This is a genomic window from Bhargavaea massiliensis (assembly GCF_050480245.1).
GTDB lineage: Bacteria > Bacillota > Bacilli > Bacillales > Anoxybacillaceae > Anoxybacillus.
The window spans coordinates 159,908-182,213 of sequence record NZ_JBCNEQ010000019.1; the positions used below are offsets into that span (position 1 = coordinate 159,908).

At 42.6% G+C, this 22,306-nt stretch carries 20 protein-coding genes; all 20 read left to right on the forward strand.

Annotation, left to right across the window (positions count from 1 at the left end):
• Positions 1-127 precede the first annotated feature (127 nt).
• Positions 128-1,009 carry a translation elongation factor Ts gene (tsf, locus tag ABEV15_RS05540; RefSeq protein ID WP_429631849.1) on the forward strand — a complete coding sequence of 294 codons (882 nt, stop codon included), beginning with the start codon at positions 128-130 and terminating at the stop codon, positions 1,007-1,009.
• Positions 1,010-1,071: 62 nt separating this feature from the next.
• The gene (pyrH, locus tag ABEV15_RS05545; RefSeq protein ID WP_009732917.1) at positions 1,072-1,794 is read left to right on the forward strand and encodes a UMP kinase; all 723 of its coding nucleotides are present in this window, start codon (positions 1,072-1,074) and stop codon (positions 1,792-1,794) included.
• Between the two features lies 1 nt (position 1,795).
• The gene (frr, locus tag ABEV15_RS05550) at positions 1,796-2,347 is read left to right on the forward strand and encodes a ribosome recycling factor (protein WP_429631852.1); all 552 of its coding nucleotides are present in this window, start codon (positions 1,796-1,798) and stop codon (positions 2,345-2,347) included.
• Between the two features lie 93 nt (positions 2,348-2,440).
• Positions 2,441-3,205 carry an undecaprenyl pyrophosphate synthase gene (gene uppS / locus ABEV15_RS05555; protein ID WP_429631854.1) on the forward strand — a complete coding sequence of 255 codons (765 nt, stop codon included), beginning with the start codon at positions 2,441-2,443 and terminating at the stop codon, positions 3,203-3,205.
• 6 nt (positions 3,206-3,211) lie between these two features.
• Positions 3,212-3,979, forward strand: a complete 768-nt coding sequence (locus tag ABEV15_RS05560; RefSeq protein WP_429631856.1) for a phosphatidate cytidylyltransferase — start codon at positions 3,212-3,214, stop codon at positions 3,977-3,979.
• Between the two features lie 15 nt (positions 3,980-3,994).
• On the forward strand, positions 3,995-5,140 hold the full coding sequence (dxr, locus tag ABEV15_RS05565; RefSeq protein WP_429631858.1) for a 1-deoxy-D-xylulose-5-phosphate reductoisomerase: 1,146 nt from the start codon (positions 3,995-3,997) through the stop codon (positions 5,138-5,140).
• Positions 5,141-5,155: 15 nt separating this feature from the next.
• Entirely contained in the window at positions 5,156-6,412 is a 1,257-nt protein-coding gene (gene rseP / locus ABEV15_RS05570) for an RIP metalloprotease RseP (protein WP_498852595.1), read from the forward strand.
• A 25-nt stretch (positions 6,413-6,437) separates the two neighbouring features.
• Complete coding sequence (locus tag ABEV15_RS05575; RefSeq protein ID WP_498852596.1) at positions 6,438-8,132, forward strand: proline--tRNA ligase; 1,695 nt, start codon at positions 6,438-6,440, stop codon at positions 8,130-8,132.
• A gap of 104 nt (positions 8,133-8,236) precedes the next feature.
• A complete protein-coding gene (locus ABEV15_RS05580) occupies positions 8,237-12,529 on the forward strand; it encodes a PolC-type DNA polymerase III (RefSeq protein ID WP_498852597.1) in 4,293 nt (1,430 codons plus the stop codon).
• Between the two features lie 148 nt (positions 12,530-12,677).
• A complete protein-coding gene (rimP, locus tag ABEV15_RS05585) occupies positions 12,678-13,148 on the forward strand; it encodes a ribosome maturation factor RimP (protein ID WP_498852598.1) in 471 nt (156 codons plus the stop codon).
• Between the two features lie 27 nt (positions 13,149-13,175).
• Positions 13,176-14,279 (forward strand): transcription termination factor NusA, encoded by a 1,104-nt coding sequence (gene nusA / locus ABEV15_RS05590; protein ID WP_429631868.1) that lies wholly within the window; start codon positions 13,176-13,178, stop codon positions 14,277-14,279.
• Between the two features lies 1 nt (position 14,280).
• Complete coding sequence (gene rnpM / locus ABEV15_RS05595) at positions 14,281-14,565, forward strand: RNase P modulator RnpM (protein ID WP_429631870.1); 285 nt, start codon at positions 14,281-14,283, stop codon at positions 14,563-14,565.
• The gene (locus ABEV15_RS05600; protein WP_429631872.1) at positions 14,555-14,854 is read left to right on the forward strand and encodes a YlxQ family RNA-binding protein; all 300 of its coding nucleotides are present in this window, start codon (positions 14,555-14,557) and stop codon (positions 14,852-14,854) included. The genes rnpM and ABEV15_RS05600 overlap by 11 nt, the downstream gene beginning before the upstream one ends.
• Before the next feature lie 18 nt (positions 14,855-14,872).
• Positions 14,873-17,056, forward strand: coding sequence for a translation initiation factor IF-2 (gene infB / locus ABEV15_RS05605; protein WP_498852599.1), 2,184 nt, complete (start codon positions 14,873-14,875; stop codon positions 17,054-17,056).
• Positions 17,053-17,331, forward strand: a complete 279-nt coding sequence (locus ABEV15_RS05610) for a DUF503 domain-containing protein (protein WP_429631876.1) — start codon at positions 17,053-17,055, stop codon at positions 17,329-17,331. Before infB ends, ABEV15_RS05610 begins: the two co-directional genes overlap by 4 nt.
• Positions 17,332-17,345: 14 nt before the next feature.
• Positions 17,346-17,705 (forward strand): 30S ribosome-binding factor RbfA, encoded by a 360-nt coding sequence (rbfA, locus tag ABEV15_RS05615; RefSeq protein WP_003394813.1) that lies wholly within the window; start codon positions 17,346-17,348, stop codon positions 17,703-17,705.
• A gap of 47 nt (positions 17,706-17,752) precedes the next feature.
• Positions 17,753-18,649 (forward strand): tRNA pseudouridine(55) synthase TruB, encoded by an 897-nt coding sequence (truB, locus tag ABEV15_RS05620; protein ID WP_498852600.1) that lies wholly within the window; start codon positions 17,753-17,755, stop codon positions 18,647-18,649.
• Positions 18,650-18,658: 9 nt separating this feature from the next.
• Entirely contained in the window at positions 18,659-19,630 is a 972-nt protein-coding gene (gene ribF, locus ABEV15_RS05625; protein WP_498852601.1) for a bifunctional riboflavin kinase/FAD synthetase, read from the forward strand.
• An 82-nt stretch (positions 19,631-19,712) separates the two neighbouring features.
• A complete protein-coding gene (gene rpsO / locus ABEV15_RS05630) occupies positions 19,713-19,982 on the forward strand; it encodes a 30S ribosomal protein S15 (protein WP_429631883.1) in 270 nt (89 codons plus the stop codon).
• A 109-nt stretch (positions 19,983-20,091) separates the two neighbouring features.
• On the forward strand, positions 20,092-22,200 hold the full coding sequence (gene pnp / locus ABEV15_RS05635; protein WP_429631885.1) for a polyribonucleotide nucleotidyltransferase: 2,109 nt from the start codon (positions 20,092-20,094) through the stop codon (positions 22,198-22,200).
• Positions 22,201-22,306: the final 106 nt, after the last annotated feature.

The following is a 22,306-nucleotide window of genomic DNA, read 5'->3' on the forward strand; positions in this document are numbered from 1 at the left end:
TGCGAAAGGTGATAAGAGGGGGAAGCCTTTTATCACCTTTTTTTAAGAAAATCGGGCATACTAAGCATGCAAGCCATCACGGTTTGTGTACATACGATCTTGCGTACAAAAAAGGAGGATGTTTAACATGGCAATTACTGCTCAAATGGTAAAAGAATTGCGCGAAAAAACAGGCGCAGGAATGATGGATTGCAAAAAGGCGTTAACAGAAACAAACGGCGATATGGAAAAAGCAATCGACTGGCTTCGTGAGAAAGGAATGGCGAAGGCGGCGAAAAAAGCAGATCGCATCGCAGCTGAAGGAACAACATTAATTGAAGTTGATGGAAATACAGCAGTTATTTTAGAAGTAAACTCTGAAACAGACTTCGTTGCGAAAAACGAGGGATTTAAAACATTAGTAAAAGAATTAGCAGACCATTTATTAAAACATAAGCCTACAACAGTAGAAGAAGCATTACAACAAAAAATGGATAACGGTGCAACAGTAGAAGAGCACATTAACGCAGCTATTGCTAAAATTGGTGAAAAAATTACGTTGCGTCGTTTCGCTGTTGTGGAAAAAAGCGATAATGCTGCATTCGGTGCATATTTGCATATGGGTGGTCGCATCGGCGTATTGACTGTCTTAGAAGGCACAACAAATAATGATGTAGCAAAAGATGTAGCGATGCACATTGCAGCGATCAATCCAAAATACGTTTCTCGCGATGAAGTATCGGCTGATGAAATTGCTCGCGAGCGCGAAGTGTTAAAACAACAAGCATTAAATGAAGGAAAACCAGAAAATATCGTCGAAAAAATGGTTGAAGGTCGTTTAGGCAAATTCTTTGAGGACATTTGCTTACTTGAGCAAAACTTTGTAAAAAATCCGGATGTGAAAGTACGTCAATTTGTAGAATCAAATGGCGCAACTGTGAAAAGCTTCATCCGTTACGAAGTAGGCGAAGGCATTGAAAAACGTCAAGATAACTTCGCTGAAGAAGTTATGAGCCAAGTTCGTAAGTAATGAAGACAAATAGGGAACACATATGTGTTCCCTATTTTTAAAGAACGGTATGGAGGTTTACAATGGAAAGCCCAAAATATAAACGTGTCGTTTTAAAATTAAGTGGTGAAGCATTAGCTGGTGATCAAGGATTTGGAATTAATCCGTCTGTCATTAAATCCATTGCGCAACAAGTAAAAGAAGTAGCAGAACTTGGAGTGGAAGTTGCCGTTGTTGTTGGAGGAGGAAACATTTGGCGTGGAAAAATTGGCAGTGAAATGGGGATGGATCGCGCTACAGCCGATTATATGGGCATGTTAGCGACGGTGATGAACTCGCTCGCTCTCCAAGATAGCCTAGAGCAACTCGGTGTACAAACGCGCGTGCAAACGTCCATTGAAATGCGCCAAGTGGCAGAGCCGTACATTCGAAGAAGAGCGATTCGTCACTTAGAGAAAAAACGTGTCGTCATTTTTGCTGCCGGAACAGGGAACCCATATTTTTCAACAGATACGACAGCTGCGCTTCGTGCCGCTGAAATTGAAGCAGACGTCATTTTAATGGCGAAAAACAATGTAGACGGTGTATATAGTGCCGATCCAAAAGTAGACAAAAACGCCGTCAAGTATGATGAGCTATCTTATTTAGATGTTATCAAGCAAGGACTAGGCGTTATGGATTCGACTGCTTCATCGTTATGTATGGATAACGATATCCCACTCATCGTCTTTTCGATTATGGAAGAAGGCAATATTAAACGTGCTGTATTAGGCGAAAATATCGGAACAATTGTAAGGGGGAAATAACATGCAAGTATTAACAAGCGCGAAAGAAAAAATGGATAAAGCTGTCCAAGCTTTTTCTCGTGAACTCGCAACGATTCGTGCAGGTCGTGCCAATCCTGCGTTGTTAGAAAAAATTACAGTGGATTATTACGGTATGCCAACGCCAATTATTCAGTTAGCCGGCATTCAAGTGCCAGAAGCGCGCCTTCTTGTTATCCAACCGTATGACAAGTCGGTATTAAAAGAGATTGAAAAAGCCATTTTAGCATCAGATTTAGGGTTAACACCTTCAAATGACGGTTCCGTCATTCGTATCGCCATTCCGCCGCTTACAGAAGAGCGTCGTCGTGAACTTGTTAAGTTAGTGAAAAAATATGCGGAAGAAGCGAAAGTTGCTGTGCGCAACATTCGTCGCGATGCAAATGATGAGTTGAAAAAGCTAGAGAAAAACGGCGAGATTACAGAAGATGAATTGCGTGGATATACAGAAGATATTCAAAAATTAACTGACGATCACATCGCAAAAATTGATGCGATTACGAAAGAAAAAGAGAAAGAAGTGATGGAAGTATAAGTCCCTCTATGTTTATAGAGGGTTTTTTGTTATAATTACGAAATAGGACGCACAGCCTAATTACGATGGACGAGAGCTGGAGGATATGCGCTTATGTTTGAAAAGATGAAAAGATGGAAAAACAAAGAAGAAGGATATGCAAAAGAATCTATTTTACAGGGACCGATTCCTGCACATGTCGCGATCATCATGGACGGAAATGGGCGGTGGGCGAAAAAGCATGCGTTGCCGCGTATGGCTGGGCATTATGAAGGCATGCAGACGGTGCGGAAAATTACGCGCTTTGCGAACGAACTAGGTGTGAAAGTGTTAACGCTATACGCGTTTTCAACAGAAAATTGGAAGAGACCGAAAACAGAAGTTGATTATTTAATGCAGTTGCCTGAACAATTTTTAAACACCTTTTTACCTGAGTTAATCGCAGAAAATGTGCAAGTGCGCGTCATGGGACATAAAGATCAACTTCCTTTACATACATTACGTGCAGTCGAACAAGCGATGAAAGAAACAAAACAAAATACCGGCTTAATTTTAAATTTTGCGCTAAACTACGGAAGCCGCGCGGAAATCGTGCATGCGGTTCAAAAACTTATTGACGATGTGCAAAATGGAGCGATTCAAGCAAGCGATGTGAGTGAACAGCTGTTTCATTCATATTTAATGACAAACGATTTACCAGATCCCGACTTGCTCATTCGGACAAGCGGAGAAATTCGTTTAAGCAATTTTATGCTTTGGCAGTTGGCATATACAGAGTTTTGGTTTACAGATGTATTATGGCCAGACTTTACAGAACAACATTTTTTACAGGCGGTGCATGAATTTCAACAACGAAGCCGCCGATTTGGAGGCGTATAATTTCGTATGAAACAAAGAATTGTGACAGCAGTGATTGCAGCTTCAGTCTTTTTACCTATTGTTATATACGGCCAATGGCCATTTCTCGTTTTAACGTATGCGTTAGCGACGATTGGTTTATTTGAGCTTATTCGCATGAAACGTCTTTCGCTCTTTTCGTTTCCAAGCATCGTTAGTTTTCTTGCATTATGGCTCTTTTTATATCCATATAAGCATATGATAAACATATGGATTCTCATCGTTACACTCTTTTTGTTGCTCATTTATACGGTCATTTCAAAAAATGCGTTTACGTTCGACGATGCAGGCTTTATGATTGCTTCTTTGTTATATGTAGGCGTCGGATTTTATTCCTTTTTACAAGTGCGAGAAGCAGGATTGTCTTATATTTTTTATGCGTTATTTTTAATTTGGGCAACGGATAGCGGGGCGTATTTTATCGGTCGTGCGTTCGGAAGACGAAAGCTATGGGAGCATATTAGCCCAAATAAAACAGTTGAGGGTGCCATTGGCGGTATTTTATGCGCGCTTCTTGTCGTAAGCGTGTATGAGTGGCTATCTCCGTTTGCACCATCTTTCCTTCTGTTGCTTATTGCAACGGTCGTCTTATCAATTTTCGGTCAGTTAGGTGATTTAGTTGAGTCAGCGTTTAAACGCCACTATGGAGTAAAAGATTCGGGGGCCATTTTACCGGGGCATGGTGGCATTCTAGACCGTTTTGATAGTTTGTTATTTATTTTGCCGATTTTACATTTGTTTTACCTTATTGCTTAAAAAGGAGTGGACAGTTTGCGAGCAATTAGTTTATTAGGAGCGACTGGCTCGATCGGGATGCAAACGCTAGACGTCATTCGTACTCATCGTGATGCGTTCCATCTCGTTGCTTTTTCAGCTGGACGAAATATTGAACAAGCAAGAATCATTATTGAGCAATTTTCTCCGAAAGTTATATGTGTCGCTCAAAAAGAAGATGCTGAACGGTTACAAAGTGAATATAAGGGACGCGTGCGCATCGTTTTTGGTGAAGATGGACTTATAGAAGTGGCGACTGTTCAAGAGGCGGACATTGTTGTCAATGCGGTTGTAGGAAGTGTCGGATTAGTGCCTACGTTACAAGCGATCGAAGCAAAAAAAACGATCGCGTTAGCCAATAAAGAAACGTTAGTTACCGCTGGGCATCTTGTCATGAAGCATGCAACCGATTATGGAGTAACAATTTTGCCGGTTGATAGTGAACATTCTGCTATTTTTCAATGTTTGCAAGGAGAACAACAAAAAAATGTCGAATGTATTATTTTAACAGCATCTGGTGGTAGTTTTCGCGACCACACGCGCGAGCAGCTACAACATGTGACGGTTGAGGAAGCGTTAAAACATCCGAATTGGTCGATGGGAGCAAAAATTACGATCGATTCTGCAACGATGATGAACAAAGGGCTTGAAGTCATTGAAGCGCATTGGCTGTTTCATTTACCGTATGAGCAAATTGACGTACTATTACATAAAGAAAGTATTATTCATTCAATGGTGCAATTTCACGATGGAAGCATTATCGCTCAACTCGGAACACCAGATATGCGCGTACCTATTCAATATGCGTTAACATATCCAGATCGTTTTCCACTCCATATTGAACGGCTAAACTTCGCGCAAGTGGCAACGTTACATTTTCAAAAAGTGGACATGAACCGGTTCCGTTGTTTACAATTTGCTTATGAAGCAGGAAAAATAGGTGGAACGATGCCAACCGTATTAAACGCAGCAAATGAAGAAGCAGTGGCTGCCTTTTTAGCTGGAAAAATATCGTTTTTGGCCATTGAGCAATGCATTGAACAAGCGATGGAGCGGCACGTACCGATTGCTCATCCAGATCTTGAGACGATTCGCGCAGTCGATTGCGAAACGCGACAATATGTAAAATCACTACAAATGTAAAAGGTGGTTGAAATTTTGGAGACGGCTATTGCGTTTATTGTTATTTTTGGTACGCTTGTGTTTTTTCATGAATTAGGTCATTTCATTTTCGCCAAGCGAGCGGGTATTTTATGCCGTGAGTTTGCGATTGGATTCGGTCCGAAAGTGTTCTCGATGAAAAAGGGGGAAACGACGTATACGATTCGTTTGCTTCCGCTCGGCGGTTTCGTACGCATGGCGGGTGAAGACCCGGAGATGATTGATGTCAAGCGCGGTCAAGTTGTCGGCTTATTGTTTCATTCAGACGGCAAAGTGAAAAAAGTGATCGTCAGTCATAAAGACGAATATCCAGATGCGAAAATGATTGAAGTCGAACGAGCTGATTTTGAACACGGGTTATATATTGAAGGTTATGAAGATGGCGATGATCGCTTACAACGTTTTGAGTTAAGTGACCCAGCTTACATCGTTATTGCTCGCGAAGAAGTGCAAATTGCACCGTACGATCGCCAATTCGGTTCAAAAACGCTCGGACAGCGTGCGATGGCCATTTTTGCCGGACCACTTATGAATTTCATCTTAGCGCTTGTCATCTTTATTCTTATCGGCTTATTGCAAGGGTATCCTGTTGACAAACCGATCATTGGTGAGCTGACAGAAGATGGAGCGGCACGCCAAGCGGGATTAAAACAAGGAGACGTCGTTGTTTCGATTGACGGGCAACCGATGTCTTCATGGACAGATGTCGTCGCAATCATTCGTAAAAGCCCTGAAAAACCGCTTCAATTCCAAGTGAATCGCAACGGTCAAATGCTCGATCTCACTGTCACACCAGAAAAGAGAACGATAGAAGGCGAGACAATCGGGTTGATCGGCGTGTACGGACCGATGGAAAAATCGGTTGTTGGGGCGATTAAACAAGGGGCGTTAGAAACGTATTATTGGACAAAAGAAATTATCGTTGGTTTAGGTCATTTATTGACAGGGAAATTTTCGTTTGATATGTTATCTGGACCTGTTGGCATTGCGGTGTCGACTCATAAAGTCGCCCAATCTGGCGTGTATTACTTAATGAAATGGGGAGCTATTTTAAGCATTAACTTAGGGATTATTAACTTGCTCCCACTTCCTGCGCTCGATGGTGGACGCTTAATGTTTTTTGCGCTTGAAGCGTTGCGCGGAAAGCCGATTGATCGTCAAAAAGAAGGAATTGTGCATTTTATCGGCTTTGCCCTTTTAATGTTGCTTATGCTTGTTGTCACATGGAACGATATTCAAAAATTTTTCCTATAGATCAATGAAGTAAGAGGTGCAAGAGATGAAACAAAGTATGTCGTTTATTCCTACATTACGTGAAGTGCCGGCAGATGCGGAAATTAAAAGCCATCAACTGCTGCTTCGCGCCGGCTTCATTCGCCAAAATGCAAGCGGAGTATATAGCTTTTTGCCACTTGGTAAACGTGTATTACAAAAAATTGAAGCGATCATTCGTGAAGAAATGGAGCGCGCTGGCGCTGTTGAACTGTTGATGCCAGCGCTCCAACAAGCGGAATTATGGCAAGAATCGGGACGGTGGTATTCGTACGGACCGGAATTAATGCGGTTAAAAGATCGCCATGATCGCGACTTTGCGCTCGGTGCGACACATGAGGAAGTGATCACTGCGCTCGTTCGCGATGAAGTGAAGTCATATAAACGTTTGCCGCTTACGCTTTATCAAATTCAAACAAAGTTTCGTGACGAAAAACGTCCGCGTTTCGGTTTGCTTCGTGGCCGTGAGTTTATTATGAAGGACGCGTATTCGTTTCATGCTTCACAAGAAAGTTTAGATGAAGTGTACAATAAAATGTACGAAGCATATGCAAACGTGTTCCGTCGTTGCGGATTAAATTTCCGTGCCGTGATTGCCGATTCTGGCGCCATGGGTGGAAAAGATACACACGAATTTATGGTTTTATCCGATGTCGGAGAAGATACAATTGCATACTCAGATTCGTCTGATTATGCGGCGAACATTGAAATGGCGCCAGTCATTACGACATATGAGCGAAGCGATGAACCGCATGCACCGCTTGAGAAAGTGCATACGCCAGAACAACGTTCGATTGAAGAAGTGAGCCAATTCCTTCAAGTGCCAAAAGAAAAATGTATCAAGTCGTTACTGTTTAAAGTGGACGATCGTTACGTGCTCGTTCTCGTTCGCGGCGATCATGAGGTTAACGATGTGAAAGTGAAAAATATATTAGAAGCAACTGTTGTGGAATTAGCAACACCAGATGAAACGAAACAAGTAATGAACTGTGAAGTTGGTTCGCTCGGTCCAATCGGCGTGAGCGATGATGTACTCGTTTTAGCTGACCATGCGGTAAAAGCGATTGTCAACGGCGTATGTGGAGCAAATGAAGCACACTATCATTATAAAGGGGTCAACCCAGACCGTGACTTTGTTGCGCAATATGCGGATGTTCGTTTCATTCAAGAAGGGGATCCGTCGCCAGATGGAAAAGGAACGATTCGTTTTGCGCGCGGCATTGAAGTTGGCCACGTATTTAAACTTGGAACACGTTATAGCGAAGCGATGAATGCCACGTATTTAGATGAAAATGGACGCACGCAGCCGATGATTATGGGATGCTACGGCATCGGTGTGTCTCGTACGCTTGCCGCCATTGCTGAACAGCATAATGATGAGCATGGGCTCGTTTGGCCGACAGCCGTGGCACCGTTCCATGTTCATTTAATTTCTGTCAATCCGAAAGTGGACGAGCAGCGAGAACTTGCAGACGAATGGTACATCCGTTTGCAACAAGAAGGATTTGAAGTGTTGTATGACGATCGGGCAGAGCGTCCAGGGGTGAAATTTGCTGACAGCGATTTAATTGGTTTACCTGTGCGTGTAACGGTTGGAAAACGCGCAGGCGAAGGAATAGTTGAAGTAAAAGTACGACAAACAGGTGAAACAGAAGAAGTACACGTGTCGCAATTAGTTGAAACGTTGCGCCGTTACTTATAAGCGATAGAGAGGGGGCTCCCCCTCTTTCTGTCGTCTATCACTCCCAAACGATGTATAAAAAAGACGGGGAGGTGTACCGTTACATTATTTTGTAACGAACAACGATGAGAGAAGAACAAAAGGAACGGTTTTCCATTTTACTGCAGCAGCTGCAACTTTCTTCTTCTAACATGGCAAATGACTTAGCGCATGGACGAATTGAAAAAGTTGTTGTCGACAAACGAACGAAATGTTGGCATTTTTATTTTCAATTTCCTGCGATTTTACGAGCACACGTATATGCACAATTTCGCAAACGATTAATCGAGCAATTTCGTCATATCGCCCATGTGCAATGTACGATTGAAGCGGAAGATCAAACGTTTACCGCTGAAGACGTCATATCGTATTGGCCGATGTTTGTGGAGACGATTCAACAAAGCTCGCCTCTTCTTTCACTACTGATAGAGCAGCAACCGCACGTCAAAGGAACGAAAGTAATTGTCCAAGCACGCAATGAAGCAGAAGCGATTGCTTTAAAAAAACGATTTGCGGAAATATTTGCCGAGACGTATGCTTCATTCGGCTTTCCGCATTTACAATTAGAAGCTGATGTGAAGCATGATGAACAACAATTTGAAAAATTTTTAGCTCAAAAGCAAAAAGAAGATGAAGAGCGAGCATTAGCTGCGTTTATGGAAGCAATGCCGAAACAAGAGCAGTCTAACGTAAGCGAAGAAAGCGGTCCGCTTGTCATCGGCTATCAAATTAAAGAGGAAGAACATATTCGTCCACTTGATCAAATTGTGGAAGAAGAACGGCGTGTCGTTGTGCAAGGATACGTCTTTGATGCTGAAGCAAAAGAACTAAAAAGCGGACGAACGTTATTGACGTTAAAAATGACAGACTATACAAACTCTATTCTTGTGAAAATGTTTTCACGCGATAAAGAAGATGCGGAATTGATGCAACGCGTGAAAAAAGGAATGTGGGTTAAAGTGCGCGGGAGCGTGCAAAACGACACGTTTGTACGCGACCTTGTACTTATTGCGAACGATTTAAATGAAGTGAAACCAAATGAACGTCAAGATACAGCGGAAGAAAAGCGCGTGGAATTGCATGTTCATACCCAAATGAGCCAAATGGATGCTGTCGCTTCCGTTACAAAGCTTGTTGAACAAGCGAAAAAATGGGGACATGAGGCGATCGCCGTAACGGATCATGCCGTCGTTCAATCGTTTCCTGAAGCGTATAGTGCAGGAAAAAAATACGGTGTAAAAATTTTATATGGACTAGAGGCAAATATTGTCGACGATGGCGTACCGATCGCTTATAATGAAGCGCATCGACGGCTCATGGACGATACGTTTGTCGTATTTGACGTGGAAACGACGGGGCTTTCTGCTGTATATGACACCATCATTGAGTTAGCGGCAGTAAAAGTGAAAAACGGGGAAATTATCGACCGTTTTGAATCGTTTGCTAACCCGCATCATCCGCTTTCTGCGACAACTATTGAATTAACAAAAATTACAGATGACATGTTAAAAGACGCACCAGACGTCGAAGAAGTATTGGAAAAGTTTTACCATTGGATTGACGATTGCGTGCTCGTTGCCCATAATGCAACGTTTGATATTGGCTTTTTAAATGCAGGATTTAAAAAAATCAATCGCGGCAAAGTGAAAAACCCCGTCATTGATACGTTGGAGCTTGCTCGCTACTTATACCCAGAGCTAAAAAACCATCGCTTAAATACGCTTTGTAAAAAGTTTAATATTGAATTAACTCAACACCATCGTGCCATTTATGATGCGGAAGCGACAGGGTATTTGCTCATTCATTTGTTGAAAGAGCTTGATGAAAAAGGAATCCAATATCTTGATCAGCTAAACGAAGCATCAAAAGAGCAAGGAGCGTTTCAACGATCTCGCCCGTTTCATGCAACGTTGCTTGTACAAAATGAAGTTGGGTTAAAAAATTTATTTAAACTCGTATCATTTTCACATGTGCATTATTTTTATCGCGTTCCACGCATTCCGCGTTCGGTATTGCAACAACATCGCGAAGGTATTTTAGTCGGATCAGGCTGTGATAAAGGCGAGCTATTTGAAGCGATGATGCAAAAAGGAATCGAAGAAGCAGAGGCGATTGCCCCGTTTTATGATTTCCTTGAAGTGCATCCGCCAGAAGTGTACGCACCGCTTATTGCGATGGAATATGTGCGCGATGAGGACGCGCTAAAAGAAATTATTACAAATATTGTGCAACTTGGCGAACGGCTCGGCATTCCGGTTGTCGCTACAGGAAACGTACATTATATCAATAAAGAAGACAAAATTTATCGCAAAATTTTAATTCATTCACAGTCTGGTAGTAATCCGTTAAATCGTCACGAATTGCCGGATGTTCATTTTCGTACAACGAACGAAATGTTAGAGGCGTTTTCGTTTCTCGGTGAACAAAAAGCAAAAGAAATTGTTGTAACAAATACGAAAAAAATTGCCGATTTAATTGGAGAAGTCAAACCGATTAAAGATGAATTGTATACGCCAAAAATTGAAGGAGCGGACGAAGAAATTCGCCGAATGAGCTATGAGCGCGCAAAAAGCATTTATGGTGATCCGCTCCCGGACATCGTTGAAAAACGATTGGAAAAAGAGTTGAAAAGCATTATTGGCCACGGATTTGCGGTCATTTATTTAATTTCTCATAAACTCGTAAAAAAATCGCTTGATGACGGTTACCTTGTTGGATCGCGTGGCTCGGTTGGTTCGTCGTTTGTCGCAACGATGACCGAAATCACAGAGGTGAACCCGCTCCCACCGCATTACGTTTGCCCGAACTGCAAACATTCCGAGTTTTTCGATGACGGTTCGGTCGGCTCGGGATTTGACTTGCCAGATAAAGACTGTCCAAAATGTGGCACGCGGTACAATAAAGATGGTCACGATATTCCGTTCGAGACGTTTTTAGGGTTTAAAGGCGATAAAGTTCCAGATATTGATTTAAACTTTTCAGGCGAGTATCAACCGCGAGCGCATAACTATACGAAAGTGCTATTCGGTGAAGATAACGTATATCGTGCTGGAACGATTGGTACCGTTGCCGACAAAACGGCGTATGGATTTGTCAAAGGGTATATAAGCGATAAAAACCTTCATGTACGCGCGGCAGAAATTGATCGTTTAGCAGCAGGATGCACGGGAGTCAAACGGACGACAGGTCAACACCCAGGGGGCATTATCGTTGTTCCAGATTACATGGACATTTATGACTTTACGCCAATTCAATACCCAGCTGACGATATAGAAGCGGAATGGCGGACGACGCATTTTGACTTCCATTCCATTCACGATAATTTATTGAAGTTAGACATTCTCGGACACGATGATCCGACGGTCATTCGGATGTTGCAAGATTTAAGCGGTATTGATCCGAAGACCATTCCGACCGACGATCCAGAAGTGATGAAAATTTTCAGCAGTACGGAGTCGCTCGGTGTGACACCTGAACAAATTATGTGCAATACCGGTACGCTTGGCATTCCAGAGTTCGGTACGCGCTTTGTTCGTCAAATGTTAGAAGAAACGAAACCGAAGACGTTTTCGGAGCTTGTGCAAATTTCAGGATTATCACATGGGACGGACGTTTGGCTTGGTAACGCTCAAGAGCTTATTCAAAGCGGAACGTGTACGTTATCAGAAGTGATCGGATGTCGCGACGACATTATGGTGTATTTAATTTATCGCGGTTTAGAGCCATCGTTAGCATTTAAAATTATGGAGTCCGTTCGTAAAGGAAAAGGATTAACGCCGGAATTTGAAGAAGAAATGCGCAAACATCATGTGCCAGAATGGTACATTGAATCATGTAAAAAAATTAAATACATGTTCCCGAAAGCGCATGCCGCTGCTTACGTGTTAATGGCGGTGCGCATCGCATACTTTAAAGTGCATCATCCACTTCTTTACTACGCATCGTACTTTACAGTGCGTGCAGAAGATTTTGATTTGGACGTCATGATTCAAGGGTCTGCTGCCATTCGCAAACGCATTGAGGAAATTCAAGCAAAAGGGCTTGATGCGTCTGCGAAAGAAAAAAACTTGTTAACTGTGCTTGAAATTGCTCTTGAAATGTGTGAACGAGGTTTTTCGTTTAAAAATATTGATTTGTATCGTTCACAAGCAAAAGAGTTTATCATTGACGGAAATTCGCTTATTCCACCGTTTAATGCCATTCCTGGACTAGGGACAAACGTTGCCCACAGCATTGTGCGAGCACGTGAAGAAGGGGAGTTTTTATCGAAAGAAGATTTGCAACAACGAGGCAAAGTTTCAAAAACGATTTTAGAATATCTCGAAAGCCGTGGATGCTTGCAGTCGCTACCAGATCACAATCAATTGTCGCTCTTTTGAATGAGTTGCAATTTTTTTGCCAATATGTTATAGTTCTAGAGGAAATGGTAAAGATAATGGACAAAAAGAGTGGGGAAACCCACTCTTTCGTATTGATTCGAGATTCCTTGCCGTTGCAAGGGATTTTCTTGCAGTTAGGAGGACCGACATGAAGAAAGTCACGCACATCGTTGAGGAGCTCGTTACCCCGATTGTGACAGAGATGGGGTTAGAACTTGTCGACATTGAATATGTGAAAGAAGGAAAAAGTTGGTTTTTACGTGTCTTTATTGATTCACCAACGGGAATTGATATCGATCAATGCGGTGTCGTTAGTGAGCGGCTAAGTGAAAAGCTTGATGAAGTTGATCCAATTCCACACAATTACTTTTTAGAAGTATCATCACCGGGAGCAGAGCGTCCGCTCAAAAAAACGAAAGATTTCGAGCGCGCTGTCGGGAAAAACGTTTATGTCAAAACGTATGAACCAATTGATGGCCAAAAAGAATTTGAAGGATCGTTAACAGCGTTTGACGGGCAAACGGTGACGTTAGAAGTGAAAGTGAAAACAAAGAAAAAAACGGTAACGATTCCGTACGAAAAAGTAGCTAGTGCACGGCTAGCTGTCATTTTCTCTTAATTCACATTAAAGGGGGACGACCGGTTCATGAATACAGAATTGTTAGATGCCTTAACAGCGCTCGAGCGCGATAAAGGCATTAGTAAAGAAGTGTTAATTGAAGCGATTGAGGCGGCGATCGTGTCCGCTTATAAACGTAATTTTAATCAAGCGCAAAACGTTCGCGTTGATTTTAATCAAGAAACGGGAACGATTCGCGTATTTGCGCGCAAAGAAGTAGTAGATGAAGTGTATGATTCACGCTTAGAAATTTCTCTCGACGAAGCAAAGCGAATTAATCCGAACTATCAAGTAGGCGACATCGTTGAAATTGAAGTGACGCCGAAAAACTTTGGGCGCATCGCTGCCCAAACAGCGAAGCAAGTCGTAACGCAGCGCGTTCGTGAAGCGGAACGTGGCGTCATTTACGCCGAATTTGTTGATCGTGAAGAAGATATTATGACCGGCATTGTACAGCGGACGGACTCGAAATTTATTTACGTCAGCCTCGGTAAAATTGAGGCGTTGCTTCCGGTGAGCGAACAAATGCCGAATGAAACATATAAGCCGCACGACCGCATTAAAGTGTACATTACAAAAGTGGAAAAAACGACAAAAGGTCCACAAATTTACGTATCACGCACGCATCCAGGGCTACTAAAACGGTTGTTTGAATTAGAAGTACCAGAAATTTATGACGGAACGGTAGAAATTAAATCTGTCGCGCGTGAAGCAGGGGATCGCTCAAAAATTTCTGTTCATTCCGATAATCCAGAAGTCGATCCGGTTGGTGCATGTGTCGGACCAAAAGGACAACGGGTACAAGCAATTGTGAACGAGTTAAAAGGCGAAAAAATCGATATTGTGCGTTGGTCCGCGGATCCTGTCGAATTTGTAGCTAATGCGTTAAGCCCATCAAAAGTGCTTGACGTCATCGTTAACGAAGAAGAAAAAGCAACGACGGTTATTGTGCCGGATTATCAACTATCGCTTGCGATCGGAAAGCGTGGACAAAATGCTCGCTTAGCAGCGAAATTAACAAATTGGAAAATTGATATTAAAAGTCAGTCTGAAGCAGAGCAACTAGGTATTTACCCTCGTTCTTCATCATCGCTCCAAGTAGACGAAGAGGAGATTAGTGAGGTGGAATAACATGCCGAAAAAAGTTCCGATGCGCAAATGCGTAGTCACAGGGGAAATGAAGCCAAAAAAAGAGCTCATTCGCATTGTTCGTTCGAAAGAAGGCGACGTGTCGATTGACCCAACAGGAAAAAAAGCTGGACGCGGTGCGTACATTACGTTAAGCAAAGAATGCATTTTGCTTGCGAAAAAGAAAAATACTTTAGCGCATCATTTGAAAGCGACAATTGACGATTCCATTTATGAACAGCTATTACAGCTCGCTGAAAAGGAGAACGGAGAAACAAATGAATCATAAACCGTGGGCTTCTTTTCTCGGATTAGCGAATCGGGCGCGCAAAGTCATTTCGGGAGAAGAGCTTGTTGTGAAAGAGATTCAGCGTAAGCGCGCGAAGCTTGTCATTTTATCGGAAGATGCGTCAGAAAATACAAGAAAAAAAATTTCCGATAAATGTGCGTTTTATCGCGTTCCGCTTTGTTACGTGGACAATCGTCACGAATTAGGTTGGGCGATTGGAAAAGGAGCACGAGTTGTTGTAGCGATTACGGATGAAGGATTCGCACAAAAGCTGAAAACGATGCTCTAACATTTTGGGGGTGAATGTATGTCAAAAATGCGTGTATATGAATATGCCAAAAAACATAATGTGTCAAGTAAAGATGTGATTCATAAGCTAAAAGAAATGAACGTCGACGTATCGAGCCATATGACGATGATTGAAGCGGATGTCGTAGCACAATTAGAACGTTCGTTTAAACAAGAACAAAAACAAGAGCAAAAACAAGAAATGAAAACAGAAGAAAAAAAGGAACCTGTCAAAAAACCTGTTTTAGAACAATTTGAAGAAGATGACGATGAAGTCATTCAAAAGAAAGTGCCGATTAAAAAAGCAGTAGTAAAAAATCGCGAAGGGAAAAAACACGACTTGCAAATTCAACAAAAAGAAAAGAAAATTTTCAATAACAAAAAAAATAAAAAACAAAAACCTCAGCAAGCTCCACAACAAGAAGTACAAAAGAAAAAGGAAAAAGAGCTTCCGAAAAAAATTACATTTGAAGGCTCATTAACGGTCGCTGAGCTAGCGAAAAAACTAGGCAAAGAGCCTTCAGAAATTATTAAAAAGTTATTTATGCTCGGCATTATTGCAACGATTAACAAAGATTTGGATAAAGATGCGATCGAGTTAATCTGCTCCGATTACGGCGTGGAAGTAGAAGAAAAAGTAACGATCGATGAAACAGAATTTGAGACAATTGAAATTGTCGATAACCCAGAAGATTTAGTCGAACGTCCGCCTGTTGTAACGATTATGGGACACGTTGACCACGGAAAAACAACGTTGCTTGACTCGATTCGCCATACGAAAGTTACCGAGCAAGAAGCGGGAGGCATTACGCAACATATCGGTGCATATCAAGTTGTTGTCAACGGCAAAAAAATTACGTTTTTAGATACGCCTGGTCACGAAGCGTTCACAACGATGCGTGCACGCGGAGCGCAAGTGACAGACATCGTCATTCTCGTTGTCGCAGCAGATGACGGAGTGATGCCACAAACTGTTGAAGCCATTAACCATGCCAAAGCAGCGAACGTCCCAATCATTGTAGCGGTCAATAAAATCGATAAACCGACAGCAAATCCAGACCGCGTCATGCAAGAATTAATGGAGTACGAACTCGTTCCAGAAGAATGGGGCGGAGATACGATTTATTGTAAATTATCGGCGTTAACGGGTGAAGGAATTGACAACTTGCTTGAAATGATTTTGCTTGTTAGCGAGATGGAAGAATTAAAAGCAAATCCAAATCGTCGTGCGACAGGAACAGTGATTGAAGCGAAGCTCGATAAAGGTCGCGGACCGGTTGCTACGCTTCTCGTTCAATCAGGTACGTTGCGCGTCGGCGATCCGATTGTTGTCGGTTACACGTACGGACGTGTGCGGGCGATGACGAACGATCTTGGTCGTCGTGTAAAAGAAGCTGGTCCGTCCACACCGGTTGAAATTACGGGATTAAACGAAGTGCCACAAGCCGGCGATCGTTTCATGGTATTTGAAGATGAGAAAAAAGCGCGTCAAATTGGTGAAGCGCGTGCGCAAAAACAAATTGTGCAACAACGAAGCGTCAAAGCTCGCGTGAGCCTAGATGACTTGTTTGAAAAAATTAAGCAAGGCGAAATGAAAGAATTAAACATTATCGTCAAAGCGGATGTACAAGGCTCCGTGGAAGCGCTCGTTGCGGCGTTGCAAAAGATTGAAGTAGAAGGTGTGCGCGTCAAAATTATTCACTCTGGTGTTGGAGCAGTGACGGAATATGACATTATGCTTGCATCCGCATCGAATGCTATTGTCATCGGCTTTAACGTTCGTCCAGATGCAAACGCGAAACGCGTAGCTGAAGCGGAAAAAGTAGATATTCGTCTCCATCGCATCATTTATAAAGTCATTGAAGAAATTGAAGCAGCGATGAAAGGAATGCTTGATCCGGAGTACGAAGAAAAAGTGATCGGTCAAGCGCAAGTTCGTCAAACATTTAAAGTATCGAAAGTCGGCACGATCGCAGGTTGCTATGTGACAGATGGAAAAATTACGCGTGACAGCAGCGTGCGCCTCATCCGTCAAGGCATCGTCGTTTACGAAGGGCAAATTGACACATTAAAACGTTACAAAGATGATGTGAAAGAAGTCGCTCAAGGATACGAGTGCGGCATAACGATTAAAAACTTTAACGATATTAAAGAAGGCGACGTCATCGAAGCATATATTATGCAAGAAGTTGAACGGAAATGATCGGATACGTCGAATGTGAATGCATCATTTACGACGTCCAATCATTAAAAGAAAAACGAGCCGTGTTGCAGCGTGTTGTCACACGGCTCAAACAAAAATATAATATATCCGTAGCCGAAGTAGATTATCAAAACGTATGGCAACGAACGAAGCTCGGCATTGTAGCGGTTACAGCTGAGCGGACTGCCACAGAACAAGAGCTTCAGCGTGCGTTGCAATTTATTGATTCGTTTCCAGAAATCGAACGAACGGTAACAACATTTGAGTGGTTTTAATTGAGGTGATGATGATGAGTTTGCGAGCCACACGTGTAGGCGAACAAATGAAAAAAGAATTAAGTGATATTATCGGACGCAAACTAAAAGACCCGCGCATCGGTTTTGTTACTGTGACAGATGTCCGGGTAACAGGCGATTTGCAACAAGCGAAAGTATATATTTCTGTTCTCGGTGATGAAGAACAAAAGAAAAATACGTTAAAAGGATTAGCGAAAGCGACGGGCTTTATCCGCTCCGAAATCGGTCAGCGCATTCGCTTGCGCAAAACGCCAGAAATTTATTTTGAAATTGATGAAACGATCGATTACGGACAACGAATTGAAAGTTTAATTAAACAAATTTCCGAAGAAAAAGAACATAAAGAAGAATAATGGATAGACATGCGTCTATCCATTTCCGCTATTTTAGAGGTGAAGCGATGGACGGAGTGTTATTGTTACATAAACCTGCGGGCATGACGTCACACGATTGTGTCATGCGCATTCGCAAGTTATTCCAAACAAAAAAAGTTGGTCATACAGGAACGCTCGATCCCGATGTATCTGGTGTGCTGCCGATTTGCATCGGCAAAGCGACGAAAATTGTTGAACTGTTAACAGCAGAACAAAAAACGTATGAAGGAGAAGTGACGTTAGGCATTGCGACAACAACGGAAGACGCATCAGGCGACATCGTCTCTATAAAACAAATCGAACGACCGATTACTCGTCATGAAATTGAGCGTGTTTTTGCTGAGTTAACAGGGGAGATTGAACAAATTCCACCGATGTATTCTGCGGTAAAAGTCAATGGAAAAAAGCTATATGAGTACGCACGCGCTGGTATTGACGTTGAGCGACCGAAGCGAAACGTCCACATTTATGAGCTACAACTTCTTGATGACCGAGACATTTTTATAGGTGAACGTATATCGTTTCGCTTTCGTGTGACATGTAGTAAAGGGACGTATGTGCGTACCCTTGCGGTGCAAATCGGGGAACGTCTCGGCTATCCAGCGCATATGTCACATCTTGTTCGTACGGCGTCAGGGGCGTTTCCACTTAATGAATGCGTGACATTTGCCGATATTGAACAACATATGGAAAATGGTACAGCGCATACGTTGCTTTTGCCGATTGAACGAGCGTTAGCCCATTTGCCAACGTATCGAATCGATCGAAAGGAAGAACAAAAAGTGAAAAATGGCGCTGTTCTTCCTGCACCGTTGTCGATGCCTGAACAGCTGTTGATGATCAACGAAATGGGCAAAGCGGTAGCGATTTACATGCCTCATCCGACAAAACAAAGTTATATGAAGCCTTTAAAAGTATTGTAGGTGAAAACGATGAAAACCATTTGGCTCTCCCATCCGTTAAAAGAAAAAAACGATCATCCGCTTGTTATGGCGCTCGGTTATTTCGATGGCGTCCATCTCGGGCATCAAAAAGTTATTCAAACGGCAAAACAAATCGCAGATCGTAACAAATATAAAAGCGCGGTCATGACGTTTCATCCGCATCCGTCTGTCGTGCTTGGACGCTCACAGCAACATATTCGTTTTATTACACCGTTAAAAGAAAAAGAAAAGCAAATTGCCAAACTTGGCATCGATTATTTATACGTCGTTGAATTTACACCAGAATTTGCCCATTTGTTACCACAACAATTTGTCGATGAATATATCATCGGACTCGGTGTGAAACACGTTGTAGCAGGATTTGACTTTACGTACGGTCGCTTAGGGAAAGGAACGATGGAAACATTGCCGTTTCATTCCCGTGAACAATTTACGCAAACGGTCATTCCAAAACAGACGTTTGGTGAAGAGAAAATTAGTTCGACATATATTCGCCAGCGGTTAGCTGAAGGGGACGTTGAGCAACTTCCGCATTTGCTTGGTCGATTATATGAAGTGACGGGCACAGTTGTTCATGGGGATAAACGTGGGAGAACGATCGGATTTCCAACGGCAAATGTTGCGCTTGACGATGATTACATCATTCCGCGTATTGGAGTATATGCGGTAACGGTCACGATCGACGAAAAAACGTGGACAGGAGTGTGTAACGTCGGGTATAAACCGACATTTCACGCACAACAACCGAAAGAACCAACGATTGAAGTGTATTTATTCGATTTCTCGGCAGACATTTACGGTGCGAGCGTATCGATCCAATGGCATAAACGATTGCGTGATGAACGAGCGTTTTCTTCTATTCAAGAGTTGATTGAACAAATTCATCGCGATGCGCAAGCGGCACGCGAATATTTTCAAAACCCCCTTGCATTTTATCGAAAAAACATGTATTCTGTTTAATGTATGTTAACCATTGCTGGGCAATACGAGTCACCGCCGTTTGCTCGGTAATTGGGGCTGAAAAAAGAGGAGGTGAACAAGGATGGCATTAACACAAGAGCGTAAAAACGAGATCATCAACCAGTTCAAAATTCACGAAACTGACACAGGTTCTCCTGAAGTACAAATTGCTATCCTTACAGAGCAAATTAACAACTTGAACGATCATTTACGCGTTCATCGTAAAGACCATCATTCTCGTCGCGGTCTTTTGAAAATGGTTGGTCGTCGTCGTAACTTACTTACGTACTTACGCAACAAAGACATCAACCGTTATCGTGAATTGATTAACAAACTCGGATTACGCCGATAAGTAAAAAGCGGGAGCATTCCCGCTTTTTATTAGTATTTGCACCGATATTTGATTATACTAAAACAAATATGATTTTTGATTTGTACATAGAGAGGGGTACTCGGTTTATATGGAACAAGAAAAACATGTATTTTCGATCGACTGGGCAGGTCGGCCGTTAACCGTTGAAATTGGCGAATTAGCTAAGCAAGCAAACGGGGCTGTATTAGTTCGCTACGGTGATACGGTCGTATTAAGCACAGCGACAGCATCGAAAGAGCCAAAAAGCGTTGACTTTTTCCCGTTAACGGTCAACTATGAAGAACGTTTATATGCCGTCGGTAAAATCCCGGGGGGATTTATTAAACGAGAAGGGCGTCCGAGCGAAAAAGCCATTTTAGCGAGCCGTCTCATCGACCGGCCAATTCGTCCGCTATTTGCTGAAGGATTCCGTAACGAAGTGCAAGTTGTCAGCATGGTCATGAGTGTAGATCAAGATTGCTCACCAGAAATGGCAGCCATGTTTGGTTCTTCGCTAGCATTGACGATTTCCGATATTCCTTTTGAAGGACCGATTGCAGGAGTGACAGTTGGTCGCGTCAATGGGGAGTTTGTCATTAACCCGTCTGTCGCACAAATGGAACAAAGCGATATGCACCTTGTTGTTGCAGGGACAAAAGACGCAATTAACATGGTTGAAGCAGGGGCAAACGAAGTACCGGAAGAAATTATGCTTGAAGCCATTATGTTCGGCCATGAAGAAATTAAGCGGCTCATCGCATTTCAAGAGGACATCGCAGCGAAAGTCGGCAAAGAAAAGATGGAAGTCGTTCTCTATGAACTCGATGCCCAACTTGAAGCAGAAATTCGCGCTCGCGTTGAGGGTGAGATTAAACGTGCGGTTCAAGTACCAGAAAAATTGGCGCGTGAAGCAGCGATCGAACAATTAAAATCGGAAGTTGTTGCTTCATATGAAGAGCAAGAAGCAGACGAAGAAACGATTAAGCAAGTAAAAGAAATTTTATATAAACTTGTGAAAGAAGAAGTGCGTCGCTTAATTACAGAAGAAAAAGTGCGTCCAGACGGACGAAAAGTCGATGAAATTCGCCCGCTTTCGTCAGCTGTTGGACTTTTACCACGTACACACGGATCCGGCTTGTTTACACGCGGTCAAACGCAAGCGCTTAGCGTATGTACGCTTGGAGCACTTGGCGATGTACAAATTTTAGACGGGCTTGGCATTGAAGAAACGAAACGATTTATGCACCATTATAACTTCCCACCGTTTTCTGTTGGAGAAACGGGAGCAATGCGTGGGCCAGGCCGTCGTGAAATTGGACATGGAGCGCTTGGTGAGCGTGCGCTTGAGCCGGTCATTCCATCTGAAAAAGAGTTTCCATATACAATTCGCCTTGTATCTGAAGTGTTAGAATCAAACGGTTCGACATCGCAAGCGAGCATTTGTGCGAGTACGCTTGCCATGATGGATGCGGGAGTGCCAATTAAAGCGCCGGTTGCTGGTATTGCGATGGGGCTTGTGAAAAGTGGCGAACATTATACGATTTTAACGGACATTCAAGGCATGGAAGACCACCTTGGCGATATGGACTTTAAAGTGGCTGGTACGGAAAAAGGAGTTACCGCCTTGCAGATGGATATTAAAATTAAAGGATTGTCGCGTGAAATTTTAGAAGAAGCGTTGCAACAAGCGCGCAAAGGTCGCCTCGAAATTTTAAAACATATGATGCAAACGATTAGTGAACCGCGCAAAGAATTATCGAAATATGCGCCGAAAATTTTAACGATGCAAATTAACCCAGATAAAATTCGTGACGTCATCGGTCCGAGCGGAAAGCAAATTAACAAAATTATTGAAGAAACTGGCGTAAAAATTGATATTGAACAAGACGGTACAATTTTCATTTCGTCTGTAAACGAAGAAATGAATCAAAAGGCGAAAAAGATTATTGAAGATATCGTCCGCGAAGTGGAAGTTGGACAAGTATATTTAGGAAAAGTGAAACGAATCGAAAAATTTGGGGCGTTTGTCGAGTTGTTTAGCGGAAAAGACGGCCTCGTCCACATTTCAGAACTAGCTGAAGAACGCGTCGGAAAAGTAGAAGATGTCGTTTCGATCGGTGATGAAATTTTAGTAAAAGTGACAGAAATCGATAAACAAGGCCGTGTCAACTTATCACGTAAAGCGGTGTTACGCAGTCAAAAAGAAGCCGAGCAATAAAATTGGAGCCTTGGGTTCGCATCCCCTTGGCTTCTTTGCTGTGTGTAAAATTTTTTCATGCTCGTTCTACCTTGTCCCTCTTATACATACCCTCTTTATTAGAAAA